General features: G+C 66.3%; 26 protein-coding genes. 19 read left to right on the top strand and 7 right to left on the bottom strand.

Annotated features, from left to right (window positions below; translation table 11 throughout):
* Nucleotides 1-50 precede the first annotated feature (50 nt).
* Nucleotides 51-1,922, bottom strand: a complete 1,872-nt coding sequence (locus tag AC1Q6P_RS04700; protein WP_492663444.1) for a DUF885 domain-containing protein — start codon at nt 1,920-1,922, stop codon at nt 51-53.
* Nucleotides 1,923-2,255: 333 nt separating this feature from the next.
* On the opposite strand from AC1Q6P_RS04700, the gene AC1Q6P_RS04695 reads away from it, so the two are divergent.
* Together AC1Q6P_RS04695 and AC1Q6P_RS04690 are read left to right on the top strand one after the other, a co-directional pair.
* Nucleotides 2,256-2,726, top strand: a complete 471-nt coding sequence (locus tag AC1Q6P_RS04695; protein ID WP_492663443.1) for an SAM-dependent methyltransferase — start codon at nt 2,256-2,258, stop codon at nt 2,724-2,726.
* A 135-nt stretch (nt 2,727-2,861) separates the two neighbouring features.
* Nucleotides 2,862-3,515: a DUF2242 domain-containing protein gene (locus AC1Q6P_RS04690; RefSeq protein ID WP_492663442.1), complete on the top strand. Its 654-nt coding sequence runs from the start codon at nt 2,862-2,864 to the stop codon at nt 3,513-3,515.
* 10 nt (nt 3,516-3,525) lie between these two features.
* On the opposite strand, the gene AC1Q6P_RS04685 is transcribed toward AC1Q6P_RS04690, so the two are convergent.
* From AC1Q6P_RS04685 to AC1Q6P_RS04670, 4 genes are all read right to left on the bottom strand, one after another.
* Entirely contained in the window at nt 3,526-4,848 is a 1,323-nt protein-coding gene (locus tag AC1Q6P_RS04685; protein ID WP_492663441.1) for an RNA polymerase sigma factor, read from the bottom strand.
* Nucleotides 4,841-5,260: a VOC family protein gene (locus AC1Q6P_RS04680; RefSeq protein ID WP_492663440.1), complete on the bottom strand. Its 420-nt coding sequence runs from the start codon at nt 5,258-5,260 to the stop codon at nt 4,841-4,843. Before AC1Q6P_RS04680 ends, AC1Q6P_RS04685 begins: the two co-directional genes overlap by 8 nt.
* A gap of 46 nt (nt 5,261-5,306) precedes the next feature.
* A complete protein-coding gene (locus tag AC1Q6P_RS04675; RefSeq protein ID WP_492663439.1) occupies nt 5,307-5,867 on the bottom strand; it encodes an SRPBCC family protein in 561 nt (186 codons plus the stop codon).
* Between the two features lie 176 nt (nt 5,868-6,043).
* Nucleotides 6,044-6,403: a YciI family protein gene (locus AC1Q6P_RS04670; protein ID WP_492663494.1), complete on the bottom strand. Its 360-nt coding sequence runs from the start codon at nt 6,401-6,403 to the stop codon at nt 6,044-6,046.
* Nucleotides 6,404-6,637: 234 nt separating this feature from the next.
* Between AC1Q6P_RS04670 and AC1Q6P_RS04665 the strand changes: the two genes are divergently transcribed.
* From AC1Q6P_RS04665 to queE, 10 genes are all read left to right on the top strand, one after another.
* Nucleotides 6,638-8,890, top strand: a complete 2,253-nt coding sequence (locus tag AC1Q6P_RS04665) for a helicase-related protein (RefSeq protein WP_492663438.1) — start codon at nt 6,638-6,640, stop codon at nt 8,888-8,890.
* A gap of 142 nt (nt 8,891-9,032) precedes the next feature.
* Nucleotides 9,033-9,803, top strand: coding sequence for a class I SAM-dependent methyltransferase (locus AC1Q6P_RS04660; RefSeq protein ID WP_492663437.1), 771 nt, complete (start codon nt 9,033-9,035; stop codon nt 9,801-9,803).
* Between the two features lie 48 nt (nt 9,804-9,851).
* Entirely contained in the window at nt 9,852-10,511 is a 660-nt protein-coding gene (locus AC1Q6P_RS04655) for a class I SAM-dependent DNA methyltransferase (RefSeq protein WP_492663436.1), read from the top strand.
* A 94-nt stretch (nt 10,512-10,605) separates the two neighbouring features.
* On the top strand, nt 10,606-11,088 hold the full coding sequence (locus AC1Q6P_RS04650) for a hypothetical protein (protein ID WP_492663435.1): 483 nt from the start codon (nt 10,606-10,608) through the stop codon (nt 11,086-11,088).
* Entirely contained in the window at nt 11,081-11,521 is a 441-nt protein-coding gene (locus tag AC1Q6P_RS04645; RefSeq protein WP_492663434.1) for a PaaI family thioesterase, read from the top strand. The genes AC1Q6P_RS04650 and AC1Q6P_RS04645 overlap by 8 nt, the downstream gene beginning before the upstream one ends.
* Nucleotides 11,522-11,848: 327 nt before the next feature.
* On the top strand, nt 11,849-13,924 hold the full coding sequence (locus AC1Q6P_RS04640) for a GGDEF domain-containing protein (RefSeq protein ID WP_492663433.1): 2,076 nt from the start codon (nt 11,849-11,851) through the stop codon (nt 13,922-13,924).
* Nucleotides 13,921-15,960, top strand: a complete 2,040-nt coding sequence (locus tag AC1Q6P_RS04635) for a GGDEF domain-containing protein (RefSeq protein ID WP_492663432.1) — start codon at nt 13,921-13,923, stop codon at nt 15,958-15,960. Before AC1Q6P_RS04640 ends, AC1Q6P_RS04635 begins: the two co-directional genes overlap by 4 nt.
* A gap of 30 nt (nt 15,961-15,990) precedes the next feature.
* Entirely contained in the window at nt 15,991-17,703 is a 1,713-nt protein-coding gene (locus tag AC1Q6P_RS04630) for a SulP family inorganic anion transporter (RefSeq protein ID WP_492663431.1), read from the top strand.
* Between the two features lie 216 nt (nt 17,704-17,919).
* A complete protein-coding gene (locus tag AC1Q6P_RS04625) occupies nt 17,920-19,026 on the top strand; it encodes a 6-carboxytetrahydropterin synthase (protein ID WP_492663430.1) in 1,107 nt (368 codons plus the stop codon).
* Between the two features lie 34 nt (nt 19,027-19,060).
* Entirely contained in the window at nt 19,061-19,696 is a 636-nt protein-coding gene (gene queE / locus AC1Q6P_RS04620) for a 7-carboxy-7-deazaguanine synthase (RefSeq protein WP_102768778.1), read from the top strand.
* Between the two features lie 106 nt (nt 19,697-19,802).
* Here queE and AC1Q6P_RS04615 read toward each other — a convergent pair whose 3' ends face one another.
* Nucleotides 19,803-20,951 carry an SGNH/GDSL hydrolase family protein gene (locus AC1Q6P_RS04615; protein WP_171828519.1) on the bottom strand — a complete coding sequence of 383 codons (1,149 nt, stop codon included), beginning with the start codon at nt 20,949-20,951 and terminating at the stop codon, nt 19,803-19,805.
* A 533-nt stretch (nt 20,952-21,484) separates the two neighbouring features.
* Here AC1Q6P_RS04615 and AC1Q6P_RS04610 point away from each other — a divergent pair.
* The 6 genes from AC1Q6P_RS04610 to AC1Q6P_RS04585 all read left to right on the top strand — a co-directional run bounded on the left by AC1Q6P_RS04610 (nt 21,485) and on the right by AC1Q6P_RS04585 (nt 24,637).
* Nucleotides 21,485-21,808, top strand: coding sequence for a nucleotide pyrophosphohydrolase (locus tag AC1Q6P_RS04610; protein WP_171828518.1), 324 nt, complete (start codon nt 21,485-21,487; stop codon nt 21,806-21,808).
* The gene (locus AC1Q6P_RS04605) at nt 21,805-22,488 is read left to right on the top strand and encodes a 3'-5' exonuclease (RefSeq protein ID WP_492663429.1); all 684 of its coding nucleotides are present in this window, start codon (nt 21,805-21,807) and stop codon (nt 22,486-22,488) included. Before AC1Q6P_RS04610 ends, AC1Q6P_RS04605 begins: the two co-directional genes overlap by 4 nt.
* Before the next feature lie 173 nt (nt 22,489-22,661).
* The gene (locus AC1Q6P_RS04600) at nt 22,662-23,180 is read left to right on the top strand and encodes a GNAT family N-acetyltransferase (protein ID WP_102768782.1); all 519 of its coding nucleotides are present in this window, start codon (nt 22,662-22,664) and stop codon (nt 23,178-23,180) included.
* Between the two features lie 220 nt (nt 23,181-23,400).
* Nucleotides 23,401-23,898 carry an AbrB/MazE/SpoVT family DNA-binding domain-containing protein gene (locus AC1Q6P_RS04595; RefSeq protein WP_492663428.1) on the top strand — a complete coding sequence of 166 codons (498 nt, stop codon included), beginning with the start codon at nt 23,401-23,403 and terminating at the stop codon, nt 23,896-23,898.
* Nucleotides 23,895-24,389, top strand: coding sequence for a hypothetical protein (locus tag AC1Q6P_RS04590; RefSeq protein WP_492663427.1), 495 nt, complete (start codon nt 23,895-23,897; stop codon nt 24,387-24,389). The genes AC1Q6P_RS04595 and AC1Q6P_RS04590 overlap by 4 nt, the downstream gene beginning before the upstream one ends.
* Nucleotides 24,390-24,415: 26 nt before the next feature.
* Nucleotides 24,416-24,637 (top strand): hypothetical protein, encoded by a 222-nt coding sequence (locus tag AC1Q6P_RS04585; RefSeq protein ID WP_133155244.1) that lies wholly within the window; start codon nt 24,416-24,418, stop codon nt 24,635-24,637.
* A gap of 23 nt (nt 24,638-24,660) precedes the next feature.
* Here the strand turns inward: AC1Q6P_RS04585 and AC1Q6P_RS04580 are convergent, their stop codons facing one another.
* A complete protein-coding gene (locus tag AC1Q6P_RS04580; RefSeq protein WP_102768785.1) occupies nt 24,661-25,815 on the bottom strand; it encodes a hypothetical protein in 1,155 nt (384 codons plus the stop codon).
* Between the two features lie 103 nt (nt 25,816-25,918).
* Here AC1Q6P_RS04580 and AC1Q6P_RS04575 point away from each other — a divergent pair, with 103 nt between their 5' ends.
* Complete coding sequence (locus AC1Q6P_RS04575) at nt 25,919-26,905, top strand: helix-turn-helix transcriptional regulator (protein WP_102768786.1); 987 nt, start codon at nt 25,919-25,921, stop codon at nt 26,903-26,905.
* Nucleotides 26,906-26,913: the final 8 nt, after the last annotated feature.

Raw genomic sequence — 26,913 nt, 5'->3', positions numbered from 1 at the left:
TCGTTGAGCGGCGGCTGCCGGAATGACAAAGCCAGGCCCGCCACCTCCACTCACGGCTTCGCCGCCCTCGCCGCCTTCAACATCGCCTCGCTCACCACCTTGACCGGGGCGCTGCCGTAGCTGAGGAAGTTCTCGTGGAAGGCCTTGAGCTTGAAGGCCGGGCCCTGGGCTTGTTTGAGCTGCTCGCGCAGGGCCAAGATTTCTGAGAAACCTGCAAAGTAACTGCTCAGCTGCACGGCGCTGACTTGGGAGCGGTGCCATTTTTCCTTGGCCTCGGTCCGGGCCTGGAAGGCTTCGCGTTGCAGCAGCTGGATGGCCTCGGCCTCGCCCTGGCCCAGCACATGGGTTTGATAGTCCAGGATGGCATTGCAGACCACGCGGAGGTTCCACTTCGCGTACATCAGGCCCATCTCGGGGCTGGGCTGGCCGTTGACGGAGCCCCAGCCGCTTTCCATCATCATGCGCTCGGCGTAGACGGCCCAGCCTTCGATCATGGCGCCGTTGCCGAACAGGCTCTTGACCTTGGAGCTGGACTTGTTCGAGTACAGCAGCTGCACATAGTGGCCGGGCACGGCCTCGTGGATGCTCAGCACCTGCAGGGCCCAGTGGTTGTACTCGCGCAAAAAGGACTCGGCCTCGGCCGGGCTGTATTTGTCCAGCGGGTCGACGTTGTAGTAGGTCATGCCCTTGGGGTCCAGCGGGCCGGGTGCGCTGATCGAGGCGCCGGCCACGCCGCGCATGTAAGCCGGGGTTTCGCGCACCAGCAGGGGGCGGCTGGGGTCCAGGGTCAGCAGACCATGCTCGGTGACCCAGGCGGAGAGCGCAGGGATCTGGGCCTTGATCTCGTCGACAAAGCCTTCGGGCGTGGCGTGGCGCTCGCTGAGCTTGTCGATGACGCGGGCGATCAGGTCCAGGCGCTCGGCGGGCACGGCTTCCTCAGGGAAGAGCTGGGGCCACAGGCCCAGGGCCAGCTCGCCCATCTTCTGGTGCAGGGCGGCTTTCTCGGCCAGGGCGCGCTGGTAGAGGCCATCGGCATCGACGCTGGCCTGGATTTCATAGGCAAAAGACTTCTCGAACAGGGCGCGGCCGAGGCGGAAATCGCGGCCGGTGCCGGCGGCCGTCTGGCGCGCATCCAGGGCCTTGAGCTCGGCGATGAACTGCTCCAGGCTGCGCTGTGCGGCCCCGTTATGTTTCAGCAGATAGGCCTTGCGGGCCGGCGAGAGCTTGGCCTTGGCCGCCGCCTCGGGGATGCTGCTGCGGAAGGTCTCCAGCGCGCCCTCGCTCTGGCGGATGGCCAGGCGCAGATGCATGGGGCTGGGGTCCTTGAGCTTGAGCAAAGCGGCGCGGTAGTAGGCCGGCACCTGCTGCAGGCGACGCTCCACCAGGGCCAGGCGATGCGGCAGGGGCGCGAAGTCTTCCTTGCTGAGCAGCTCGGAGAAGCCATTGGCCACGTTGTACTCGGACGGGTTCCACTGGTCGCTGCGCAGCTCACTCAAGCTCCACTGCAGGCCGCGCAGGTGGTTGTCCAGCAGGGCCAGGTCGCTGCGCTGGCCGGCATCGAGCGCCAGTTTGGTGGGCAGGGCCTGCAGGCGCTGGATCCAGCGCTCGGCGAAGGCCAGCTGGGCCTGTCGCAAGGCCTCGGTCGGCGCCGGCAGCTGGGCCGCGGCAGCGTACTGGCCGGCGGCCACCGCCATCTCGGGTACCAGGCGCCAGTACTCTTTCAGAAAGGCATCGACCTCGCGGTCGAAGGCGCGGCTGGCGGCCGAAGGCGCAGCGGCGGCCGCGGTGGTCGCGGCACTCGCCGCCTGTGCGCCAGCCAGCGCCAGGCCGCCGGCGGCCTGCACCCCGCTGAGGCTCCCGAGCAAGGCCAGGCTGGCCACCAGGCTGCGCAGACGAGGGCGGGAAATGATGGTCGTATTCATGGGCGGGTGCGGGGGCGTGAGTCGGGGGGAGCGAGAAACCGGCGGCGGGCCGGCCAGGCGGGCAGTGTAGCCAGCTCCCTGCGCGTTACCGCTGGGTTAGCTGCGCGCTGCCGGCACCTGCGCGCACCGTGCGGCGGGGGCTGATCGGCTGGCGCGCCAAGCGCAAGCGCGGCGACCTTCGGGCTTTGCTTTCGATACGCCCAGGTTCAGCGCGCAGGCCCTAGCAGACACCGTAAAACGCCGCAGACCGCGGCAAGGGCGGGGCTAGACTGAGCCGCACCCCACTCCACTCAACGCGATCAAACGACGACCCCAGCCAGCCCGGGAGGACCCATGAAGACCGAGATCGAAGCCATCGCCACCGTCCACGCGCGCCGCCCCGCGGCGGAAGATGATTTCTGGGGCGGCGAGGAATCCTGCATCCGCCTGGCCGAGGGCTTTGGCCCGGAGGCCCTGCAGGGCCTGGATGCGTTCTCGCATGTGGAGCTGCTCTTTATCTTTCACGGTGTGGCGCCCGAGAAGGTGGTGCGCGGCGCCCGCCACCCGCGCAACAACCCGGCCTGGCCGGCCGTGGGCATCTTTGCCCAGCGGGCCAAGAACCGGCCCAACCGCATCGGCAGCACCATCTGCCGGCTCTTGCGTGTGGATGGCACGCAGCTCTTCGTGGCCGAGCTCGATGCGATCGACGGCACGCCGGTGCTGGACATCAAGCCGGTGATGGCCGAGTTCCTGCCACGCGGGCCGCTGCGTCAGCCGCCCTGGTCGCATGAGCTGATGCGCGACTATTGGTCGCACAAGGCCTGAGACCGCATATGGGCTACTAAACAAGCCTGCTCAGCACTCACGGGATAATGCCCCCTGCGCGCCAGGCCCGGCCTGCGTCAGCCCCGATACCCCTGATACCCCCGTTCACCCACACCTCACAAGGAGCGCTCCGCCATGATGCAGCCCGACCGGTTGCCCACCAGCCCGATGACACGGCGAAGCCTGGCCCTGCGGGCCCGGACCGGCCTGCTCGGTCTGGGCGCTGCCGCGGCCCTGAGTCTGGCGGGCTGTGCGGTGCAGATGCCCTTCCAGGCCCCTGCCGAGAAGGCCGGCAAGACCACGGTCTACCAGAACGAGCGCTTCCAGGCCGACGAGACCTTTTCGCGCCTGTTCGACGGCAGCGTAGAAGACACCTGCGAAGCGGCGCGCCGCGCCCTGCTGAGCCAGGGCTATGTGATCAGCCCGACGCCGGCCAATGCCGTGCCGCCCAGCAGCAACAACAGCTCGGTCACAGGCCGCAAGCATTTCCAGCCCGATGGCGATGTCCATGTGGAGATCAGCTTCAATGTGGTGTGCGCGCCCGATGGCCGCCAGGACCAGGTGACCACCGCCTTTGTGTCCGCCCAGCAAGACCGTTACTCGCTGAAGAAGAGCAGCAACTCCACCAGCATCGGCGTCAGCGCCCTGGGCTCCATCTCGGTGCCCATGTCCTCGACCGACGAGTCCCTGGTCAAGGTGGCCAGCGAGACCATCCCGGCCGGCGCCTTCTACGACCGCTTCTTCAGCCTGATGCAGCGCATGCTGGGCGAGCGGGTCGCCGACAAGTAATCCGCCGACCTCAACACGGCTTCAGGGCCTGCGCCCGGGCGCGCAGCAGGGCTTGATCCTGCGCATTGCCGCTCAAGGCCGCCGCGCGCTCGAAGGCAACCCGGGCTTCCTCGCGCCGCCCCAGCCGCTCCAGCACATCGCCTTCGGCGCTGGCCAGCCAGGGGTAGTCGCGCAAGGCCGGCAGCTCGCGCAGCGGCTGCAGCAGGGCCAGGGCCACGGCCGGCCCGCCACCTTGCTCGGGTGACTGGCGGCTGACGGCCACCGCCCGGTTCAGTCGCACCACGGGCGAGGGATAACGCGCCATCAAGGCGTCATAGCCAGCCACGATGGCCGCCCAATCGGTAGCCTCGGCCGTGGCCGCGCGGGCATGGCAGGCGGCAATCGCCGCTTGCAGCTGATACGGGCCGGGGCCGGCCGCATCATGCTGGGCCAGGGCCTCGGCGCGGGCCAGGGCGCCCAAGCCGCGGCGGATCAGCAAGGCATCCCAGCGGCGCCGGTCCTGGTCCATCAGCAGCACGGGCTGGCCTTGTTCATCGAGCCGCGCCGCCAGGCGCGAGGCCTGGATCTCCAGCAGAGCCAGCAGGCCATGAACCTCGGCCTCCTGCGGGCTCAGGCCGGCCAGCACCCGGGCCAGGCGCAGCGCCTCTTCGCACAGCGTGGGCCGCATCCAGTCCTCACCCTGGCTGGCGGCGTGGCCTTCGTTGAACATCAGATAGATCACGGCCAGCACCGAGCCCAGGGCCTCGCGGCGCGCCTCGCCCTGGGGCAGCTCGAAAGGCAGGCCGCTGTCGGCCAGGGTGCGCTTGGCGCGCACGATGCGTTGGGCCACGGTGGGCTCAGGCTGCAGACAGGCGCGGGCGATTTCGGCCGTGCTGAGGCCGCCGAGCAGGCGCAGCGTCAGGGCCAGGCGGCTGGCCGGCGGCAGCACCGGGTGGCAGGCGATGAAGAGCAGGCGCAGCAGATCGTCATCGATATGGGCGGCGTCGGCAGCTTGATCGAGGCTGCGGATCAGCTCGGGCGCGAAATCGGGCTCCACATCGGCCTGCAGGCTTTGCAGATCCTGGGCCAGGGCTTCCTCCTGGCGCGCCTGCATGGCCACGCGGCGCAGGTGATCAAGGGCGCGGTGTTTGGCCGTGGTCATCAGCCAGGCAGCCGGATTCTGGGGCAGGCCGTCACGCGGCCAGGTCTCGAGGGCGGCCAGCAGAGCGTCTTGCGCCAGCTCCTCGGCGCGGTCCAGATCGCGCACCAGGCGGGCCGCATGGGCGACGATGCGGGCCGACTCCTGGCGCCAGATGGCCGCCACGGTGTCGCGCAGGGCGCTGTCTTCAGGCATCGCTGCTGGGGTTGGCACAGGCGCTGGTGTCCATGAAGCAGAGCTCCCAGATGTGGCCGTCCAGGTCCTCGAAACCATGGGCGTACATGAAGCCGTGGTCCTGCGGCGCGCGGGGGGCGCTGCCGCCGGCGGCGACAGCCTTGGCCACCAGATCGTCCACCTCGGCGCGGCTGCTGCAAGACAAGCAGAGCAGCAGCTCGGTGCCTTGGCGCGCATCGACGATGGGCTTGCCGGTGAAGCCCTGGAAGAACTCATGCACCAGCAGCATGGCGAAGAGGTTTTCACCGAGCACCAGGCAGGCGCCCTGCTCGTTGCTGAACTGCGGATTGAAGGCGTAGCCCATGGATTCGAAGAAGGCGCGCGAGCGCGCCATGTCACGGATGGGCAGATTGACGAAGATTTGCTGATGCATGGTGTGGTGGGTCTCGCGGTGGCTGGGCTTGGGTGCTGATGGCGGTTCAGTTCGCCGGGGTGACGGGCGCCGGCTCGGCCAGGGCCTTGAGCTTGTGAAGCCCGGCCTCGAAATCACGGCCGATCATGCGGTCCATATTGAAGATCACCCCCATCAGCTTGCTGACAAAGGGCGAGGGGCCCGTCATGGACCAGCTCACCTGCGAGGCGCCGCCGGGCAGGGCCTCGATGCGGAACTCGGCCTGGTTGTGGGCCTCAAAGGGCTTGATGAAATCCAGACGCATGGCCACGCGCTGCGGGGCTTGCAGCTCGGTGATCTCCAGACTGCCTTCGCCCACTTCCTTGCTTTGCCAGGCGTAGCGCGCCCCGGGGCCGGCGGTCTGGGCGCTGTACTGGCCCTGGATCTGCGGGTCTTTCTTCTCGTAGGGGTTCCAGCGGTTGAACTGGCGCAGGTCTTGAATCAGGGCAAACAAGGTCTCGGGCGAGGCCTGGATGCGCAGCTGACGTTCGACCTTGAAATGGTCCGGCTGGCGCGAGGCCTGGAACAGCAAGACCAGCAGCAACAGGACCAGAAGGCCGCCGATCAGTTTGAACAGGGTGAGGACCATAAAGCGCTTCTTTCTCCGAGCTGGGTTTGGGCGATGAGGCCGTGTGGCCAGAGGCGTGCCCTCAGGCCGCCCTTGCCCACACGACGAAGCAGGCCCCGCGCTTTCGACATCACCGGGGCGGAGCTCGCACGAACTGTCCTTGCGTCCGTTCGTCTTTCCCTCCTCAGCGCTGAGGATCAGGCCGGCTCTGCGTCCTCGAAACAGGGGCCGACCTGGCGCACCTCCACCGTGGCCCACTCGGCCGCCGGGCAGCGGGCCGCCATCTCCAGAGCCAGGGCGCGGCTGCAGTTCTTGAGCAGGAAGAAGCCGCCGATCATTTCCTTGGCCTCGGCGAAGGGGCCGTCGGTCAGCTGGGTCTGGCCCCCGCGCACCTGCAGTCGCGTCGCATGGCGGGTGGAGGCCAGGGAGTTGGCCGCCTCCAGCAGGCCGCGCGCCTGCAGATCGGCGCCAAACGCCATCATGCGGGCATAGGCCTCTTCGCCCCCGGCGCGGCCGCGCGCCTGACGCTGGCCCAGGGGCTCCACGATCAGGAGCATGTAGGACGAATCGGCCGGGGCGGCACTGGCCGAAGCGGCGGGCGGCGCGCCCTCGAGTACGGTGGCGGAGACGGGATTCGGGGTCGACATGGCACGGGGTTCCTTGCAAAGCTCGCTTGGCGCGCATTGTGGAGCGGCCAGGGCGGCTTGAACATGTGGTCAACTCCCGGGGTGAGTGATCCTTTTTCTACGACTTCTTCTTCCGCCGGTTCGCCGGCCGATTCGCCGACCGCTATGCCCGCCAGGCCCGAGCCGGCGGCCTCTGCCGGCAAGCCTGTGCCCCTGAACCTGCCCCGGCCGCAGCACGCCAGCCGCCTGCCAGCCGGCATCGGGCCCGAGCAGCTCTTGCGCATCCGCCAGGCGGCCTACCAACTGCCCCAGGTGCTGACGCCGGCTGATTTCGGCGCCGCCAGTGGCGAGGCCAGCGCCCAGGAGGCGGCGCTGGACCGCGCTGGCCTGGTGCTGCTGCAGAAAGCCGTGGCCGGTGCACGCCCCAGCCGCTGGATCGCGCCGCGCCTGATGGCGGTGGCCCTGGCGCATCTCGACGTCGTCGGCACCGCGCCCACCGTGCGCGCGCTGATGCAGCAGCGCACCGTGCTCCTGGACGGCCTGGGCCTGAGCCGTGAAGGCCAGGGCTGGAGCCGGCTCTGCCGCTTGAACCTCAAGCTGGCTCTGCCGGGCTGGCAGATCCCGGTGGCCTTCCGCGTGCCGCTGGAGGACGACGGCCCGGTCTGGGCCTTCTACCGCGACGGCGACCTGCACGCGCTCAAGGCCGCCCTGGGCCAGCAGCCGCCCTATGCCCACGCGGCCGAGCTGCAAGCCCATCTGGCCCAGCTGCTGGCGCGCAGCGAGGCCGGCCACCCTGAGCATCTCGATTCCCTGCTGCCGCGCCTGCAGGCCGAGTGCGCCATGCCCCAGGCTTTCGAGCTGCTCAAGGCCGGCTGCACCCGCGCCCAGGACCGCTGGGAGCACCGCGTTGCCGAGCTCAACACCCTGGCCGGTCTGAACAGCGAGCTGGCCTTCCAGGGCTACCCCGACACCTTCGATGCCGCGCGCCGCCTGCAGCGCACGGTCACGCTCTACGTGGGCCCGCCCAACAGTGGCAAGACCTACGCCGCCTTCGAGCGCCTGGCGCAAGCCCACGAGGGCGCCTACCTGGCGCCGCTGCGCCTGCTGGCCCTGGAAGGGCGGGACCGTCTGGTCGGCCGCGGCGTGCCCTGCTCGCTGCTGACGGGCGAGGAGAACGTGCCGGCCGATGGCGCCCGCGTCGTCTCCAGCACCATCGAGATGGTCAACACCAACAAGCCCATCGATGTGGCGGTGATCGACGAAGCGCAGATGCTCTTCGACCTCTACCGCGGCTGGGCCTGGACCCAGGCCATCGTCGCGGTGCCGGCCAATGAGGTGATCATCATCTGTTCCGCCTATGCCGTGCCGGCGATCGAGAGCCTGCTGGGCCTGTGCGGCGAGCGCTGCACGGTCAGGCATTTCGAGCGCAAGCAGGAGGTGCAGCTGCTGCCCGCCCCCGTGCCCATCGCCGCGCTGAAAAAAGGCGACGCCGTGGTGGCCTTCAGCCGCCGCGAGGTGCTGATGCTGCGCGACCAGATCGCCCAGGCCGGTCACCCGGTCTCGGTGATCTACGGCGCCTTGCCGCCCGAGGTGCGGCGGCGCGAGGCCGAGCGCTTTGCCAATGGCGCGGCCCACATCCTGGTCGCCACCGATGCCATCGGCATGGGCCTGAACCTGCCGATCCGGCGCGTGCTGTTCAGCACCATGAGCAAGTTCGACGGCCAGGGCGACCGCGCGCTGACCGTCTCCGAGGTGCACCAGATCGCCGGTCGAGCCGGCCGTTATGGCATGCACGACGAAGGCTTCTGCGGCGTGCTGCGCGAGGCCGAACCGCAGGCCGCCAAAGTGCTGAAGGAGCTGCTGCCCAAGCAGCCACGGGCACCGCGCGACTTCAAGGCCGCGGTGGCGCCGAACTGGTGGCATGTCAACACCATCGCCAGCCGCCTGGGCCTGAAGCGCTTGCGCGAGGTGCTCAATGTCTTCATGGAACAGCTGCGCCTGGACGACGCCCACTTCGCCGTGGCCGAGCTGGAGCAGATGCTGGACCTGGCCGCCCAGCTCGACCAGGCCGCGGGCGGCCTGACGCTCAAGCAACGCTTCATCTACGCGCAAGCGCCGGTGGACAGCCGCACCGATGCCCAGGTGCAGGAGTACCTGGACTGGGCCCACCGCCACGCCCTCAACGGCAAGGCCGGCTCGCCCTGGTTCCTGCAGGACGTGGACGAACACAGCCGCCTCGACCGCATGGAGCAGGCCCTGCGCAGCTGCACACTCTGGCTCTGGCTGGACCTGCGCTTCCCCGGCGTCTACGGCCAGGTGGCCGAGGTGGTGGACCTGCGCAGCCGCCTGAACGACGGCATCGAGCGCCACTTGAAGGGCAAGAAGCCGCTGTGGCAGACACGGGGCGGGCGGCGGTGAGTCGTGAACAAGTGAAAAGGTGAAGGGGTGAGGGTGACGAGTTCACCAGGCGCGCCGCGCCACTCACTTGTTCACCCGTTCACCCAAAGAAAGTCCCGAGCATTCCGGTTGGATGTGTGCATGCAACTCGAAAGCTCCCGCCATGTCTGACACGGCTTTTCCCCTGACCAACGCCGACCCGGCGCTGGCCTACAAGCTGGAATCCATCGCCATTGCTGGCGTGGCCGATCTGCAGATCCGCTCCCTGCTGGACCGCCAGCAGTTCAGCGATCCCCTCGGTGAGGCCGAGGCCCTGGGCATCTCTTCGGCCACCTGGCCCTTGTTCGGCCTGCTCTGGCCCTCGGGCCTGCGCCTGGCCGAGGCCATGGCCCTGCGCCCCCTGGTGGAGGGCGAGAGCATTCTGGAGATTGGCTGCGGTCTGGGCCTGGCCAGCCTGGTCAGCCACCGCCGCGGCGCCCTGGTCACGGCCAGCGATTGCCACCCCCTGGCCGGCCACTTCTTGATGGAAAACCTGCGGCTCAACGACCTGCCGCCGATGCGCTACTGTCACGGCGACTGGTCGGGCCAGAGCTGGGATGAGGAGCTGCTTGCCCTGGCCTCCGCCGCGGCCAGCGCCAAGCGCCATCCGGCCGCAGCACGCCGCCACCGCCCGCGCGTCCAGGGCCGCTTCGATCTGATCATGGGCAGCGACATCCTCTACGAACGCGACGACTGCGGTGCACTCTGCGGTTTCATCGAGCGCCACGCCCTGCCGCATTGCGAGGTGCTGGTCGTGGATCCCAACCGCGGCAACCGCCCGGCCTTCAGCAAACGCATGGCCGGCCTGGGCTTCGAGCTGGACGACCGCCTGCTGCGCTCGGCGCCCGAGGCGGCCGAAAAGTACAGCGGCCACCTGCTGCGCTTCCAGCGCTGAGCGCAGCAATCCTCGGCGGCTAATATCGGCAGCCCATGGAGAAATGCCGTGTCCGAGGACTACAACGCCGAATCGGTAGCCTGCTTTGACAAGCATGCCCAGCGTTATGCCGAGAAATACTTCGAGCTGCGCGACTACGACCGCAACTACCAGGCCCTGGTCGATCGCCTGCCCGCCAAGGCGCCGCGCCTGCTCGACCTGGCTTGCGGGCCCGGCAATGTGGCGGCTTTTGTGCGCCGCTGCCGGCCGGATGCCGACATCCTCTGCGTCGACCAGTCGGCCGCCATGCTGGCCACCGCGCGGCAGCGCCTGCCCGGCATCTCCACACACCAGGCCGACTGCCGCGACCTGTCGGCCCTGAGCCCTGGTTTCGACGCCCTGGCCTTCTGCTTCGGCCTGAGCTATTTCAACGACGACGACGCGCGCCAGGTGCTGGCCGAGCTGGCCCGCCTGCTGCGCACCGGTGGCCACCTGCTGCTCAGCAGCATCACCGGTGACCCGGCCGACAGCGGCGTGCAGCTGAGAAGCAGCGGCGACCGGGTGCATCTGTTCTACCGCCGGCCGGAGACGATTGCCAGCTGGCTCGCGGCGGCCGGCTTTGGCGATCTTGCACTCGAACGCCTGCCCAGCCCCGCCAACGCCTCGCAAGCGACGGTGGATGTGGTGATCCTGGCGCGGCGGATGACGAGCGCCCAGCGCGCCGCCTGACGTCCCGATCCCCCGTTATGCTGGTGTTTCCAGATCCAGCCCGGCTCATAGCCTGACTCAAAGCCCGGCTTCAAGACCACGAGGAACGCAGCCCATGAGCGATGCATCGCCGTCCCCGGCCCCCGATTCAGCACCCATCGAACCACCCGCCACGACGGCGCCTCGCTTGTGGAACCCCAACGCAGCAGCCAGCTGGAGCTTGATCTTCAGCCCCGTGTTTGGCGCCCTGCTGCAGCGATCCAACTGGCTGGCCATGGGACATCCCGACAAGGCGGCGCGCTCGCTGCAGTGGGTCTGGGCTTATCTGGTGTTCCTCGTGGTGACGGTCGGTGTGAGCGCCGTGCTGCCGAGTGAGAAAGCGGCAGATTTGCTGACGCGTGTCGCCGGCCTGGTCTTTCTGGTGGTCTGGTACTACGCCAACGGCAAGGAACAGGTTGGCCTGGTGCTGGCCCGCTACGGGCGCACTTACCCGCGCAAGTCCTGGCTGAAGCCGATTGGACTGGCGCTGCTGGTGGCCATTGCCTTCGTGATGCTCGGAACCTTGCTGGCCATGGCCGAAGGTCTGCCCCATGAGTGAAGACAGCGAGGACCGCGCCGCCCGCATCCGCCGCAGTTTCGAGGCCCAGGGCCTGATGCGCACCCTCGGCGCCCGCCTGGCCTGGGTGGGCGAGGGCGAGGTGCACATCGCCATGCCCAACTCGCCCGCGGTCTCGCAGCAGCAGGGCTTTGTCCATGCCGGCGCCATCACCAGCATCGTCGACAGTGCCTGCGGCTACGCGGCGCTGAGCCTGGCGGCGCCGGGTTTCGAGGTGGTGTCGGCCGAATTCAAGATCAATCTGATGCGGCCGGCCATCGGCACGCATTTCCTGGCCGTGGGCAAGGTGCAGAACGCCGGCCGCCTGCTGACCGTGTGCAGCGGCGAGGTGCGGGCCTTTCTGAGCGAGGACGCCCGCGACTTCAAGGTTGTGGCCTTGATGCAGGCCACCATGGTGCTGGTTCAAGCCCGCTGAGGCCCTGCCGCCGACCCAACCCCGGGGAAATCACCGGGAACTGGGCGCTATGCGCTCACTACACTGCCCGGGCGGTCCATGGGCCGGGCCTGGGATCGCGGGTCGGGTGTGACCGGCTCACTGCAGCGGGTTTCTTGCGCACCACGCTGGAAGAAATCCGCGGCCCCATCCCGGCCTGTCCATTTGTTCTCGGTCTTGACCGCTTGATTGCTCACCACCCCTGAGCCTGCACTCAATTCGACCCCTGCTGTGCCGATACCGCCGTCAATGAGCCGAGCATCCGTTTTCACGAAGGCTGAATCACCTGTGCCTGCACGGGCGCGCGCCATGCCGGCCTGTGCCGGCTGGCTGCTGAGCCTGAGTTTGCTCGGGCTGACCGCCTGCCAGCCCGGCGTGCCCGAGCCGGATGCCTCGAACCGTGCGCAGCAAACCAGCGGCAAGAACACTCAGACCGAACAGCAAGACCCCATCTGGGACGAGCTCGAGCGCGTCGAACGCGAAGGGCGCAGCCACCCGGCGGCCAGCGAGCATGTGCTGCATGAGATGCAGCCGCGCACCGCGCCGGGCAGCCTGGCGCGTGTGCAGCTGCTGGCCTTGCGCGGCTATCTGAGCACCGAGATGCGCGATGCCGCACTGACGGCCAGCATCATCAAGGACTTGGAAGAGTGGCCCAACGAAGCAAATCGGCGCGCTGCCAACCTGGCCCTGATTTACATCCGCGCCCGCCAGCAACGCTTCAGCGACGGGCTGCGCCAGGCCGAGCGCACCATGGCCCCCCTGGCCGGCTACACGGTGCAAGAAACCGGGCCGCTGCTGCTGCTGCGCTGCCATGATTTCCTGTCCTTTGTGCAGAGCGAGACCGGCGATGTCGACGCAGCGATTGCCAATGCCACCGAGGCGCTCAAGCTGGCCGATGCGATCGGCAAACCCTGGCGCCGCGCCCAGACCCTGAGCAACCTGGCCTTCATCTACCACCAGGCCCAACAGCTGGACCTGGCCCGCCAGTTCAGCGACAAATCCCTGGCCGAGGTTGACCAAGACCCCAGCCCGGCCCTGCTCTACGACATCTACACCATGCGCGGCATCGTGCTGCAGACCTTGGGCTTGATGGACGGTGCACAGCAGGCCAAGCAGGCGGCCCTGGATGCCGCCCGCCAGGCGGGCTCGGACACACTGACCTCGCTGGCCCTGGGCAATTTCGCCGATTTCCACCTCAACCAGGGCCGCTACAGCCAGGCTCTCAAGTTCGCCGATGAGGCCTTGGCTCTGGCCCTGGCCACCCAGCACATCGACTACGAGCTGCTGGCCCGCCACAACCGGGGCATCGCCAAGATCGGCTTGCGCCGTGTGGAAGAAGGCAAGCGCGAGGTGCTGGCTGCCCTGACGCGCGACGAGCAACGGGGTGCCGACACCATCGTCGCCAATGCCTGGCTGGAGCTGGGCATGCATCTGGAGCGGGCCGGCGACCTCAGCGCGGCCGTGGAGGCGTTTCACCAGCACCGCCGCAAGATCGACAAGGTGCTGCGCGACGAAACCCGAAAAACCCTGCTGGAGATCCAGGAGAGCTACGAAGACGAACGCCGCGCCAAGGAAATCGAGCTGCTCAACCGCGACAACAGCCTCAAGACCGAGCAGTTGCGCGCCCGCGATCTGCAGCTGCGCCTGTGGGCGGCGCTGGGCGGCTGCATCGTGTTGTCTGCCGTGCTGCTGGGCCTGGCCTACCAACGCATCCGCAAGACCAACCGGGCTCTGGCGCACAGCAATGCCGCGCTCAAGATGGCCAGCGAGCGCGACCCTCTGACCGGCCTCGCCAACCGCCGCCATTTCCAGGCCGCCATCAAACGGCTGGCCGACAAGGGCATGCTGAGCGGCACGGTGTTCCTGATCGACATCGACCATTTCAAGCGCATCAACGACCAGCATGGCCATGCCGCCGGTGACACGGTGCTGATTGAAATCGCCCGCCGCTTGCAAGCGACGTTGCGTGATGAAGACCTGGTGGTGCGCTGGGGCGGTGAAGAGTTCCTGATCCTGGTCGAGACCCGCGAGGTCAGCTATGCCAGCACCCTGGCCCAGCGCCTGCTCGACCAGATTGCCGCACCCACGGTGCGGCATGGTGCGCAACACATCCCGGTCACGGCATCGATCGGCTTTGCCAGCTTCCCGGTGGCGCCGCATGAGGTGGCAGTCAACTGGGAGCGCGCCATCGACCTGGTGGACACGGTCATGTACCTGGCCAAGGCCCATGGCCGCAACAAGGCCTATGGCATTGAATCCATGCAGGCCAGCGATGAAGACGGCCTGCAGGAGCTGGCCAAGGGCATGGAAGCCGCCTGGCAATCGGGTCAGGTCCAGCTGCTGACCCTGAACGGCCCGGCCCGTTTCGAGGAGAGCCGGCTGTGAAACGGTCGCTGCACGCAAGCATTCTCGGCACCGGCCTGCTGCTGGGTTCGGCCTTGGCAGCTCAGCCACCGCAGGCACTGGCTGCCGCCCTGCCAAGCCAGCTCGATCAGCTGGTGCGGCGCGAAGACGATCAGTTGGATGAGGTGCTGCATGCCCTGCAGACACTGCGCCAGGAGCTGGCCGGGACAGAGCGGCCCGGCCCCGAACAGGAAGCGCGCATCGATTTCGCGGAAGGCATGGTCCGCCTGGTTCATGGCGACCGGATCGGCGCTCAGAAGATGGCCGATCAGCTGGCCCTGCAGGCCGGCCAGCTGACGCGCAGCCAGGTCTTGCGCGGCGAGATCGCCAGCCGCGATGGCCATCTGCAAAGCACGGCCGAGTGGGCCCGCCTGGCCCTGCAGACGCTGGAACGCAACTGCCCGCGCCAGACGCTGAAGTCAGCTGTCACCCAGCAAGTCTGCGACTATCGCTTGGCCTGGACGGCACTGCGCCTGCTGGCCCGCACGCAGATGGCCGAGGGCGCAGTCTCGGCCGCCGAAGCCGGCCAGAAATATGCGCTGGAGCTGGCCCAGGCGGCCGAAGACCACCGCCGCAGCGCTTTCAGCATGGCCACCCTGGCCATGCTCTATCAAGACCAGAGCCAGCCCGAACTGAGTCGGCGCTGGATAACGCTGGCCTTGCAGACCGCCCAGGGTGATCCGCAAGCCATGGGTCAGGTGAAATCCAACGAGGCCATCCTGGCGGCGCGCGTGGGAGACCGCAAAGCCCAGCGCCAGGCCCTCGATGAAGGACTGGCGCTGGCGCGTGAGGCCGGCTCCAAACGATTGACGGCCCAGCTCTACATCGGCCTGAACGACTACTACATGCAGGTCGGCCAGCCCTTGCGTGCCCTGCAGGCCGCGCAACCGGTCCTGGCCATGTTGTCGAGCCTGCCTGACGCGCGATTTGAGCGGGTCATCCGCAGCAATATGGTGGTGACGCGCCTCCAGCTGCGTCAGTTCGAGCAGGCCCGCCAGGAGTTGGCACGGCTGCGCGAGCTGAACCAGGGCAACACCGATCTGGTGCAGCTCTCGACCCAGCTGCGCGAACAGGGAGAGGCCTGGGCCTCGGTGGGCCGCCCCCGCGAGGCCATCCTGGCTTACCACGAGGAACGCAAGCTCAGTGCCCAGCTCAATGCGCGCAACCGTGAGTCGGCCCTGCAGCAGCTCAGGATCAAGTACGACAGCGAGCGCAAGCAACGCGATCTGAACCTGCTGGTCAGCCAGCAGGCCCTGGTCGACCGCCAGCTCAGCAACCGCCAGCTGGCCAGCCAGGTGAGTTATGCGGTGGCGGTCTTGCTGGGCCTGTCACTGCTCTTGGGTGGGGTGATGGTGCGACGCATGCACCTGGCCAACCAGCGACTCAAGGCCAATGAACTGCTGTTGCGCGCGCAAAGCGAGCGCGACCCGCTGACCGATCTGGCCAATCGCCGCCATTTCCTGGCCGTGATGAACGAGCAGACGCAACAGGATTTCCACGGTGCCCTGCTGATGGTGGACATCGACCACTTCAAGCATGTCAACGACCAGCATGGCCATGGCATCGGCGATGTGGTGATCTGCGAGGTGGCGCGGCGCCTGTCGCATGCCGTGCGGCAAGGCGATCTGGTGGTGCGTTGGGGCGGCGAGGAGTTCCTGGTCTTCGCCTCCGCGGTGACGAGTGAGCAGCTGGCCTCGCTGGCCGAGCGCATCCTGCACACGGTGGCTGACACGCCGGTGCACAGCGCCGACGGGCCGCTGCGCATCACCGTATCCCTGGGTTTTGCCCATTTCCCGCTGCCACCGGGCGAGCTGCCCCTGCACTGGGAGCAGGCGGTCAACTGGGCCGATATGGCGCTGTACACCGCCAAATCACGCGGCCGCAACCGGGCCATGGGCATTGCCGCCGTGCGTGCGGCCGACCGCGCCAGCCTGGAATCGATCGCGGCGGATTTCGAAGCCGCCTGCTCCAACGATCAGGTCAGCCTGCAGCAGATCCTCGGGCCCGGAGCGGCTTGAGGCAGCCCAGCGGCTGAGACAATCCGGCCGATGAACTCTGCCTCCGAGCCCTGGTTGGCCACACTGCGCCGCCGTTTGTTGCAGCGCTCACCCGATGCCCTGCGCGCCGACGTGATGGCAGCCCTGGTGGTCAGCGTGCTGCTGATTCCGCAAAGCCTGGCCTATGCCATGCTGGCCGGCCTGCCGCCGCAGATCGGGCTCTACGCCAGCCTGCTGCCTCTGCTGGCCTATGCCTTGTGGGGATCGAGTCCGGTCTTGGCGGTCGGCCCAGTGGCGGTGCTGGCCCTGATGATTGCCCAGGCCTTGGGCGCACTGCCGCCGGGGGTCAGCCCCCCGGAAGGTGCCCTGGTGCTGGCAGCCGAGGTGGGCCTGATCCTGCTGCTGGCCGCGGCCTTGCGCCTGGATGCCCTGGCCTCGCTGCTCTCGGTGCCGGTGCTGCACGGCTTTGAAACCGGAGCGACATTGACGATTGCACTGAGCCAGCTGCCGGTCTTGCTGGGCAGCCCGGCGCAAGGCTTTGAATTGCCCGGCTTGTGGCAGAGCGCCCAGAGCAGCGGCTTTGCCTGGCATGGCTGGACGGCCGGCTTCGGCCTGCTGGCCTGCGGCCTCTTGCTGGCCGGGCGGCGCTGGTTGCGGCCGGGGCTTGCGCGCTTGGCACCCATGGGCCTGCTGTTGCTCGCCATGGCTGCAGCCAGCGCGGGTGATGTGGTGTCACACGGCGTGGCCCTGGTCGGCACCTTGCCGCCCATGGATTTGCACACCAGCCTGCCACGCATGGAGGCCGAGCTGTGGTGGAACCTGGCACCCAGCGCCCTGCTGATTGCCTTGATCACCTACGTCTCCAGCCTGGTGGTGGCGGAATCGCTGGCGCGCCGGCGCGGCGAGAAAGTGCAGGCCGGCGCCGAGCTGCGTGGCCTGGCGGCAGCCAATCTTTGCGCGGCCTTCAGCGGCGGCATGCCGGTGGCGGGCAGTTTTTCGCGCAGCGTCTTGCTGCATGAAGCCGGCAGCCGCAGCCGGCTCAGCGGGGTGTTTGTCGCCCTCTTCATGGGCCTGGCCATGGGCTTGCTGGCCGGCCCGCTGGCCTCGCTGCCCAAATCGGTGCTGGCGGCGACGATTCTGGTGGCCGTGCTTTCGGGCCTGAAGTTCCAACCCTTTGTCGAGGCCTGGCGCTATGCCCGCGCCGAGGCGCTGCTGATGGCCGGCGTGGCCGCCATCGTGCTGTGCTGGAGCGTCAGCGCGGCCCTGGCCCTGGGCGTGCTGGGTTCCATCGCCCTGCTGCTGCAGCGCACGGCGCGGCCCCATGTAGCCTTGATCGGCCGGGTGCCCGGCACCGAGCATTACCGCAATGTCGGCCGGCATGCCGTGCAATGCCAGCCCGGCGTGCTGGGCCTGCGCATCGATGAAAGCCTGCTCTTCACCAATGCGCGCAGCCTGACCGAGGTGGTGCAAGGCTTTTTGAACCAAGCCGAACCGGGGGCTGAGCCGATGCGCCGCGTGGTGCTGCTGATGTCCCCGGTCAACAGCATCGATTTCAGCGGCCTGGAGGCCTTGCGCGAGCTGCACAGCCACCTCAAACGCCAGGGCCTGCGCCTGGATTTGAGCGAGGTGAAAGGCCCCGTGCTGGACCGCCTGCGCGCCGCCAATTGGACCCGTTGGTTCGAGGGCGAGGTCTTCCTCAGCCACCACCAGGGCATGGTCCAGGGTCAGCCGAACCCTGTGGACAAACTTGTGGATGAATCTTGAACAAGTACCCACTTGTCCACAGGCCGGCGCTTGCATCCAAAGTTGTTATCTCTCGAGTGAAAAGTTCAAGGCCTGGCGTCCACATGCTTTGGAAGCTGCCAAACACTTGTCAGGACTGAGAAAATTGCGCTTGTCCACAGCCAGGGTTCACCCTTACTACGACTACCATTCTTAAAAATTTAAAAACCATATTGATATTGCAAGGCGAAGTCTTTGATGAACACCGACACCCTGTACTCCGCCTCCTGTGGCTTTGAGTCGGCCTGCCAGATCCCGGCGCTGCCCTCGGGCCACCGCAGCCGCGGCCTGCATGGGCACAGCTATTTCGCCACCATCCGAGCCCAGCTGCCCGCGGGCTGGGCGCCGTTTCCAGGCGCCGAAGTGGAAGAACTGCGCCGCCGGCTGGAAGCCTGCGTGGCGCCGCTGGACCATGCCCTGCTGAACCAGACCATCGAACAACCCACCGACGAGAACATCGCCCGCTGGATCCGCCTGCGCCTGGAGCATGAGTTCGGCGTGCCCGGCATTCAGCAAGTGGGCATCCAGAGCACCCAGCACAGCGGGGTCGATCTGGACGTCAAGGGCATGGCCCATGTCTGGCGCCGCTACCGTTTTCAAGCGGCCCACAAGCTGCCGAATGTGCCGATGGGCCACAAATGCGGCCGCATGCACGGCCATGGTTTCGAGGTGATCGTCCATGCCAACCAGGACCTGGGCGAGCGCGACATCAGCATCGACTACGACCATCTGGACGAAGTCTGGGCACCCTTCCATGCCGAGCTGAACTACCACTGCCTGAACGAGATCGAGGGCCTGAGCAACCCAACCAGCGAGGTGATCTCGGCCTGGCTGTGGGCGCGCATAAAGCCACTGCTGCCCGAGCTGAGTTGGCTGACCGTCTACGAGACCGGCTCTTGCGGCGCCAATTTCGACGGCCAGAACTACCGCATCTGGAAGGAGCTGACCCTGGACAGCGCCATCCAGCTCAAGGCCGCACCGGCCGACAGCCCGCTGCGCGCCATCCACGGCCACACCTACACCTTGCGCCTGCACCTGAGCGCCGAGCTCGATGCGGTGATGGGCTGGACTGTGGACTTTGGCGATGTGAAGACCTTGTTCGACCCCATCTTCAAGGCCATCGACCACCGGCCGCTCTACGAGATTGCCGATCTACCCGATGGCGATACCGCCAGCCTGGCGGCCTGGGTGCTGGGCAAGGCCCGGGTCGACCTGCCGCAGCTGGACCGTGTGGACATGTACGAGACCCGCGGCTGCGGCTCTATCGTCAGTGTGGCCACCGCGGTGGACCTGATCCCGGTTTGAACGTACCCCGACGAGAACAAACCAGCACACACGCATGACTTACGCCGTCAAAGAAATTTTCTACACCTTGCAAGGCGAGGGCGCACAGGCGGGCCGGGCCTCGGTGTTCTGCCGCTTTGCCGGCTGCAACCTCTGGAGCGGGCGCGAGGAAGACCGCGCGCGCGCCGTCTGCAACTTCTGCGACACCGATTTCGTGGGCACCGATGGCCAGGGCGGCGGCAAGTTCGCCACGGCCGAGGCCCTGGCCGACGCGATTGCCTCACGCTGGCCCGCAGACCGGCCTGGAAAGCCATATGTCGTCTGCACCGGGGGGGAGCCCCTGCTGCAGCTCGACACGCCTCTGATCGAGGCTCTGCATGCGCGCGGCTTCGAGATCGCCGTCGAGACCAACGGCACGCAGCCGGCGCCCGAAGGCCTGGACTGGATCTGCGTCAGCCCCAAGGCCGATGCCGAACTGGTGCTGACCCGCGGTCATGAGCTCAAGCTGGTCTACCCCCAGCCGCTGGCGCGGCCCGAACGTTTTGCAGGGCTGGACTTCCAGCATTTCTTCCTGCAGCCGCTGGACAGCGTGCTCAAGACCCAGCACACCCGCGAGGTGGTGGACTACTGCATGCAACACCCGCAATGGCGCATGTCGGTGCAGATGCACAAGGTCATCGGCATCGAGTGAAGTACGGGTCGAAAGGCATGAAGAACAAAAGGGGAGCTTGAAGCTCCCCTTTTTTGTCCGCACGGGCCACAAGAGCCCGTGCATGGTTCGCTGAATCGCGTTCCTTTTACTTCCAGCCCTTGGCGGCCAGGCTGCGGTTCACCAGATCAGCGATCTGCTGATGACCGGCCGGAGTGGGATGGAAGCCGTCCGAGAAGGCGTAAGTCTTCCACCAGTTGGCGCCACCGCTGACGCCGGCCGGGATGGTGGCCGACAACGCCGTTTGCGTGCAGGTCGGGAAGGTGTAGGTCGGCAGGCCATCGGCGCCGGTGCCGGTTTGCGGGCAGGCCGGTGTCTTGACGTTGCTGAGGCCGTACTTGGCCGGATCGGCGAACTGGTCGTTCATCATGCTGTAGAAGTCGGCCACGGCAACCCGGGCTTCACCGGCAAAGCGGCTCTCCAGACGCTTGTTGAAGGCCGTGATCCAGCTCTTGAACAAGGCTTCGGATTGAGCGCGAGCCGTGGCACCGGCGGTGCCGCCACCGCTGGCCAGGGCGATGCCATCCAGCACGCGCTGGAAGCGCGGCGTGATGGTGATGCTGGGCAGGTTCAGGACGACCACCTGCTGCGCGCCCTTGCCCAGCACATAGCTCTGAATGCCATCGGCAAACTTGTCGGCCAGGGCTTCCATGTAAGTGGCGCCGCCAGTGGCCATGGTGGCCGCACCGCCGGTCACGATGGTGGTGACCTGGCTGGCGCTCAGCACCGTGCCCAACAGGGTCGAGAAGGCTGCGGCCTTGTCTGTCGGAGCCTTGAGATAGGCGCCCACCAGATCAGCGGCGTCATTGCCACCGCCATCGATCAGGGCCAGATCCGAAGCCTTGTAGGGGCCGGACAAAGAGGCGGTGATCATCTGCAGCACGATGCCGCGCGGATCGGAGGCATTGGTCTGGTTGATCACACCGCCACCGATGGCGTAGTTGCTGCAACCCGGCTTGCTGTTGGTGGTGAAGGTGGTACCGGTGAAGGCGTAGTAATTGCACAGGCTGCTGCCCATGCTGGCGGCAATGCGTTCCGGATAAATCTGCGTGTCGGCGCCTTGCACAGTGAATCGGAAGCCAAAAGTGCCGGAATCGGCCAGGCTGTCACCGAAGACCTTGACGGCCGTGATCTTGGCCGGCGCGGGAGCGTCGGGCACCGGGTCGCCATTGCCACCGCAGGCACTCAAGGCCAGGGCGGCAGCCAGCGGAACGAGGAGCTTCTGAAACTGTTGCATGGGACAACCTTTGCTTTTGCGAAGAGGGAGGCCGGGCCCCGATCGGGGCCTCGTCTTGGGGCTGAAGCGAACTCTAGGCACCAACTTGGCCCGGGGTTCTGCGTGTTTGCCCCAGAACGAGGCCTGAATTCGCTCCAAAAACCTGAATTTAGAGTGAATCCTCCAGGAACTTGTCACACGCGGGACAAGTTGTCGCCGGTCGGAAACAGGACGTCGGTGGATTTCAGGCTGTCAAGGCACAAGCTTGTGGATAAAAAAAGGACAAGCAGGGGTTTATCCACAGGGAAAGTGGAAAGTCCGGACTTGTTGTCGGTTGTGCAGTCTTCAATCCCGGGTCGTACCCACATGGTTTGAAGTGAGCTAAATCATTGATCTCATTCATGAAAAATGACTTGTCCACAGAAACGATCGCCCTCTACTAAGACTACCAACTTAAAAAATTGAAATACCTATGAATAAGAGAGGGGGAGAGATTCTTCAGAAGCTGCACAGTGCGCTGGAAGCGGGCTGAGGGCATGCCACACTTGCATCCCATGGACATCCAAGACCTGCAAAAGCGCTTGCGCAGCTTTGCTGCCGAACGCGACTGGCAGCCCTATCAAACCCCCAAGAACCTGGCCATGGCACTGGTCGTGGAAGCCGCAGAGCTGGTGGAAATCTTTCAGTGGCTGACGCCCGAGGAATCCCAAGCCATTGCCCAAGACCCCGCCAAGCACCAGCATCTGGGCGAAGAGATCGCTGATGTCCTGCTCTACCTGCTGCAGATCGCCGACCATAGCGCCGTGGATGTCGCCGCCGCTGTCGAACGCAAGCTGGCCCTCAATGCCATCAAGCACCCGGTGCCCGCCAAAGCATGAGCGTGTTCAGCAAAGGCGTGGAGACGGTGGCCGTCATCGACTTTGAAACCTCGGGTCTGGGCCCTGGCAGTGGTGGCCGAGCCACCGAGATTGCAGCTGTGCTGGTACGGGGTGGTCAGATCGTCGATCGTTTTCAGAGCCTGATGCACACGGGCGTCTGGGTGCCGCCTTTCATCGAGCAACTCACTGGCATCAGCAACGCCATGTTGGACGACGCCCCGCCGGCGGCTGAAGTGATGCGCGAGCTGGCCCAGTTCACCCGTGGCTGCCCTCTGGTGGCCCACAACGCCTCCTTCGATCGCGGCTTCTGGCAGGCGGAGATGGCTTGGGCGGGTTGCGAGCCGGATCCTGCACACGAGTTTGTCTGCACCGTGCTCCTGGCACGCCGTCTCTATGCCGATGCGCCCAACTGCAAGCTCGGCACCTTGGCGCGACATTTCCAACTGCCCGATTCGGGCCGGGCCCACCGTGCACTGGCCGATGCCAGCACCACGGCCCACCTGCTCTTGCGCATGCAGCAGGACGTGGCCGAGCGTTTCGCCGCGGATCTGGGGCCTTTGGCGGTGGACCATGCGGTCTTGTCTTGTCTGCAGCGCAGCAGCAAGACGGCCCTGAAGCGCGCCGTGCAAGCGCATGCCAAGGCCAGGCTGGGGACGCAGGCCCTTCTTCTTTCGGCCTAGAAAATATCGCGCTGTCAAGCGCCGGCCCGGCGCGCAATGGCAAGCAAAATACCGCCCTTCCGTTTCGTGTTCCCGCACAAGAGCATTTGCCGCCCGGTCTGAGCCGATGGCGGCTGGTGGTTCGGAACTTCGGGAGTGGTTCGTTCTTGGTTTCCTTTTGAGTTCTTTCTTGTATGTCGAGTATTCAGGTTCGCCCCGCCACGCTGCGTGATGCCAAGGGCATTGCAGAAATCCATGTCGCGGCTTGGCAAGACGCCTACAAAGGTCTGCTGCCCGATTCCGTGCTGGACGCCCTGTCGGTGCAGAAGCGCCAAGCCTTCTGGCGCGAAGCGATCGATCTGTGCGAGCCCCAGGTGGTGGTGGCTCATATCGACAACGAGTTGATGGGTTTTGTCGGTTTCGACCGTTCGCGCGACAAGGGCACGCCTTCGAGCACCGGCGAGATCTGGGCCATGTATGTGAACCCCATCCATTGGGACAAGGGCGTGGGCTTGGCCTTGTGGGATGCGGCCCGCGACGGCCTGCAAGAAGAAGGCTGCACCAAGGTCACGCTGTGGACCTATCTGCGCAATGAACGTGCCTTGCGCTTCTTTGACCTGGCCGGCTTCAAGCGCGAGCTGGGCAGCGCCAAGACCACCGAAGTCGGTGGCGTTCGTCTGGAAGAACTGCGCTTGCATCGATCCCTGGTCTGAGCGCATCGGCGCTTTGGCGCCTGAGCTTCTCCAGTCTCATGACAACCAGCGGCCTTCGGGTCGCTGGTTTTTTTTCGTCCATTTTTTTGAAAGACCTAGCGCTTCATTCAAGCGGATTCTTGCAACCGAAGAGATGCGTGTGTTTTTCGATGACGACGGGCCAAAGTCAAAGCAAGGAGAAGGTAAAGTAATGCCCCCTTACTTTCTGAATTGACGACACGTGCTGGCCAAGCTGACTTCAAAGAATCAATTGACGCTTCCGAAAAGCGTGACCCAGCCCCTGGGACCCGTGCAGTACTTCGAGGTCCACACCCAAGCCGGCCAAATCATCCTGACCCCCGTGCGAATCCAGCGAGGCGACGCGCTGCGCGCCAAGCTCGCCGAGCTCGACATCGACACCAAAACCATCGAGTCCGCCCTGCGCTGGGCCGACAAATCCATCGAGACTCCGGCTCGAAAAAAAGCAGCCTCCGGAGGAAAAAAGCCTGCAGCTCAAAAAACGGTTCCGGTCAAAAAAACGCTGGCAAAACCATTGAGTGCCGCGAAATCGGTCGCGGCAAAAAATGCGGCTGCAAAAACACGCAAGGCGGCAGCGGTGAAAACCACTGAGACCGTGAAAGCTGCGCCCAAACCCCGCAGCGCCACACGCAAGCAGGCGAGCTCCAAGCCGGTGTCGGCGCAACAGGTCTTCGCGCGCGCCAAGGCGGTGAAACGGTGACCCGGGCCCGCACGCGGCCCAAGAAAGCCGTGCAGGCCAGTCGCGTCGTCTTGGATCTGCCTCTGCTTCTACGGGCCTTGTTGTGCAGCGATGACGCCGCTCAGGCGCTGCGTCAGGCCTGGCAGTCCGGGGCCTGTGTGCCCTTGGTCAATGCCGAGATGGCGCAGGCCTTGATCACGGCCTTGCGTTTTCCTCGCCTGGCGCTCAGCGAGGTCCAGCAGCAGGAGCTCTTGGCTGATTTCCTGCCCTATGCCGAGGTCGTGGGGCCAGCTGCGCAAGCGGATCGGCGACGTTCGCGCGAGGCTTCGCCCGCCCTGGAACTGGCCTTGTCGCCGCATGCCAAGGCCGAGCTGTGGTTGTGCAGTGACCCGGCTCTGAGATTGCGCGGCCAGCGCTTGATCAGCCGCCGTCAGCTCCCGGGTTTGAAGGGCGTGAGCGGCGAAGAATTTCTCGCCGGCCTGTCATCTGCTGGACACGATGTAACGGGTTAGTCTGCTAGGCTGCGCGCCTCAGCATCATGAATCGATTCGACCAAAGTTCTCCGACCACCGGTATGTGGCGGGTGGTGTTTTACGAGCGCCGCGCCAATCGTGTGCGCCTCGACCGATCCGGCCCCTGGCTGACCAGCAAGCAACTCGCCCGGCAATGGGCGAGCTGGTTCGGTGAGCGCGGTTACCACGTGGCTTTGCAAGATCAATCTGGGGAACTGGAACGGCTCACCGTGGGCCTGCCGGGCTGAGGCTCCCGATCACGGCTTGAGATTCAGTGCAGACGTGGCCGGATGGCGGCCGGGCAGTAGCCGTGGTATTCCAAGGCCCAACCCTCGGTGGCACTGTGTTCGCAGTGGCTTTGCACATACTGGGCGCTGAGCTTCTTGGCGGCCGCCCGTTGCACCAGTGCTTCGGCTTGCGCCGGGCTCAGTTGAAGGGCGAACAGGGTCCAACGTCGCTGCAGAAGCGAGTCTGACCATGCATCCTCGAGGGCCCAGCGGATGTCCTCCTCGCGATCGAGTGACTTCACGGCCAGTACACGGGGGGCCAGGGCCAGCACAAAGCGGTTGAAGTCACCACGCAGCTTGTCGCTGGGCAGGAGGGCTTCGATGCGGGCCAGGCGCTGGCTCCAACCGGGGCGCGCCAGTTGGCGCGTCACCAGGGCTTGCAAGGCCTGGATGGGGTTGAACAGGCGCAAGCGGTTGGGTGGCAAGACATGAAGCGGGATGCGTGCAGCCTCCTCGTGGGGCAGGGCGGTGACAAAACTGCACAGGGTGGCGATGCGGGCCCATTGTGTGGCGTCCAGTCCCGCTGTCTGTCGGATCGGACCCTGTTGCAGGCTGCTCGCCAGGGCTGATGCACTGTGCCAATCATGGCTGGCTTTGGCGGCATTGGCTTGTCGGCTCAGGTTGACCAGATTGCCGGCGGCATAGCCGGCATCGTCACGCACGCGGTCGATGGATTTTTGCAGTGCATCGGCAGGCTTGTCATTCAGCGCCTGGCGCAGGATGGGGCAGAACGCCGAGTCGATCTGCTGCAGGAAATTGGGCGTCAGCTGCACCAGCTCAAAGCTGCGGCCGCGTGCCCAGGCATGGCTGCGCAGGGCCAGCCAGCGCTGGGTGTGGATGGTGGCGGGCAGGGTGCGAGCACCGAAGGTGGCGGCACCGGCCAGCCAGCCCTGGCGCAAGGGCGAGTTGGGGTAGAGGTGCTCGACCGGCGGGGTCAGGCCGTGGTGGGCATAGTCCCAGCCGAGCGCCTGGCCCAGGGCCTGGTGGGCCGGCAGCGGCGAGTTTGGGGTCAGGTCTTGCCCTTCCGGGCTTGAAGTGGCAGGGCTGACGTGGATGAAGGCCAGATCCTGTTGTCGTGCGGCGCCCGGCGTGGCGCTGGCGTTCACGGGGGTGAGGGTGCGTGCTGCGATCGATGCCATGGGAAATCTCCTGGTGCCGGTCACCACGAACTTGAGCGACCTTGTGGCACAGTGTCTGGGCTCACTGGCTCATGACGTGAGCTACCGAAAAACAGGAGATCGCATGGATCGCACCGAGCGTTTCTACAAGATCGAGATGATGATTCGCAGCCGCGAATGCGTCAGTTTTGCCAGCTTGCTGGAGACACTGGAGGTGTCACCGGCCACCTTGAAGCGTGATCTGCAGTACCTGCGTGAGCGCATGGACGCGCCCATCGAATACGACGCCAGCGCCAATGGCTACCGTTTCGGCCAGCAATGGCGGGGCCGCCAGCACGAGTTGCCAGGGGTCTGGTTCAGCGAGAAAGAGCTGCATGCCTTGCTGACCATGCACCAGATGCTGTCCAGCCTGGACGAAGAGGGCATCCTGAGCCGACATCTGCAACCCATGTTCGACAAGCTGACCAGCATGCTGGGTGTGGATGAGGCCGAGGCCAAGGAGCTGACCCAGCGCATCAAGCTGATCAGCACGGCCCGCCGCCGCGTGGTGGCCGAGTGTTTTGAGACCGTGGGCAGTGCCGTGGTCAAACGGCAGCGCCTGAGCATGGGCTATCGCAGCCGCAGCCAGGGTGGGCGGGCAGGGCAGCTGCGCCGCCGCACGGTGTCACCCCAGCGCCTGGTTCATTACCGCAACACCTGGTATCTCGATGCCTGGTGCCATGACAGCGAGGGCTTTCGCCGCTTTGCGCTCGATGCCATGGAGGGCGTTGAGTTGCTGTCAGAGCGCGCCAAGGCCGTGCCGCTCAAGCAGTTGGAGGCGGAGCTGGATCAGGGCTACGGCATATTTGCCGGCGCCCAGGCCCAGCAAGCCCAGCTGCTGTTCAGCGCCGAGGCCGCGCAATGGGTGAGTAAGGAGGAATGGCACCCGAGCCAGCGCAGTGAGTGGCTGGACGACGGGCGCTGGCGCCTGGAGGTGCCCTATGTCGACGCCACCGAGCTCTTGATGGACTTGTTGCGCCATGCCGGCCAGGTCGACGTCCTGGGGCCGGCCAGCTTGCGCACGGCGTATGCCAAGCGCTTGCGCGGCGCGGTCGACGCTTTGGCTGCCTGAGGCAAGCC

The sequence above is a fragment of the Roseateles sp. GW835-FHT13E02 genome, assembly GCF_058794035.1.
Note: the sequence above shows the minus strand (reverse complement) of the source record. Positions and strands in the feature narration are given on the sequence as shown.

Coding starts and splice junctions, on each gene's coding strand:
- AC1Q6P_RS04700 (WP_492663444.1), bottom strand. CDS start 1,922: ATGAATACGACCATCATTTCCCGCCCTCGTCTGCGCAGCCTGGTGGCC.
- AC1Q6P_RS04695 (WP_492663443.1), top strand. CDS start 2,256: ATGAAGACCGAGATCGAAGCCATCGCCACCGTCCACGCGCGCCGCCCC.
- AC1Q6P_RS04690 (WP_492663442.1), top strand. CDS start 2,862: ATGATGCAGCCCGACCGGTTGCCCACCAGCCCGATGACACGGCGAAGC.
- AC1Q6P_RS04685 (WP_492663441.1), bottom strand. CDS start 4,848: ATGCCTGAAGACAGCGCCCTGCGCGACACCGTGGCGGCCATCTGGCGC.
- AC1Q6P_RS04680 (WP_492663440.1), bottom strand. CDS start 5,260: ATGCATCAGCAAATCTTCGTCAATCTGCCCATCCGTGACATGGCGCGC.
- AC1Q6P_RS04675 (WP_492663439.1), bottom strand. CDS start 5,867: ATGGTCCTCACCCTGTTCAAACTGATCGGCGGCCTTCTGGTCCTGTTG.
- AC1Q6P_RS04670 (WP_492663494.1), bottom strand. CDS start 6,403: ATGCTCCTGATCGTGGAGCCCCTGGGCCAGCGTCAGGCGCGCGGCCGC.
- AC1Q6P_RS04665 (WP_492663438.1), top strand. CDS start 6,638: ATGCCCGCCAGGCCCGAGCCGGCGGCCTCTGCCGGCAAGCCTGTGCCC.
- AC1Q6P_RS04660 (WP_492663437.1), top strand. CDS start 9,033: ATGTCTGACACGGCTTTTCCCCTGACCAACGCCGACCCGGCGCTGGCC.
- AC1Q6P_RS04650 (WP_492663435.1), top strand. CDS start 10,606: ATGAGCGATGCATCGCCGTCCCCGGCCCCCGATTCAGCACCCATCGAA.
- AC1Q6P_RS04645 (WP_492663434.1), top strand. CDS start 11,081: ATGAGTGAAGACAGCGAGGACCGCGCCGCCCGCATCCGCCGCAGTTTC.
- AC1Q6P_RS04640 (WP_492663433.1), top strand. CDS start 11,849: ATGCCGGCCTGTGCCGGCTGGCTGCTGAGCCTGAGTTTGCTCGGGCTG.
- AC1Q6P_RS04630 (WP_492663431.1), top strand. CDS start 15,991: ATGAACTCTGCCTCCGAGCCCTGGTTGGCCACACTGCGCCGCCGTTTG.
- AC1Q6P_RS04625 (WP_492663430.1), top strand. CDS start 17,920: ATGAACACCGACACCCTGTACTCCGCCTCCTGTGGCTTTGAGTCGGCC.
- queE (WP_102768778.1), top strand. CDS start 19,061: ATGACTTACGCCGTCAAAGAAATTTTCTACACCTTGCAAGGCGAGGGC.
- AC1Q6P_RS04615 (WP_171828519.1), bottom strand. CDS start 20,951: ATGCAACAGTTTCAGAAGCTCCTCGTTCCGCTGGCTGCCGCCCTGGCC.
- AC1Q6P_RS04610 (WP_171828518.1), top strand. CDS start 21,485: ATGGACATCCAAGACCTGCAAAAGCGCTTGCGCAGCTTTGCTGCCGAA.
- AC1Q6P_RS04605 (WP_492663429.1), top strand. CDS start 21,805: ATGAGCGTGTTCAGCAAAGGCGTGGAGACGGTGGCCGTCATCGACTTT.
- AC1Q6P_RS04600 (WP_102768782.1), top strand. CDS start 22,662: ATGTCGAGTATTCAGGTTCGCCCCGCCACGCTGCGTGATGCCAAGGGC.
- AC1Q6P_RS04585 (WP_133155244.1), top strand. CDS start 24,416: ATGAATCGATTCGACCAAAGTTCTCCGACCACCGGTATGTGGCGGGTG.
- AC1Q6P_RS04580 (WP_102768785.1), bottom strand. CDS start 25,815: ATGGCATCGATCGCAGCACGCACCCTCACCCCCGTGAACGCCAGCGCC.
- AC1Q6P_RS04575 (WP_102768786.1), top strand. CDS start 25,919: ATGGATCGCACCGAGCGTTTCTACAAGATCGAGATGATGATTCGCAGC.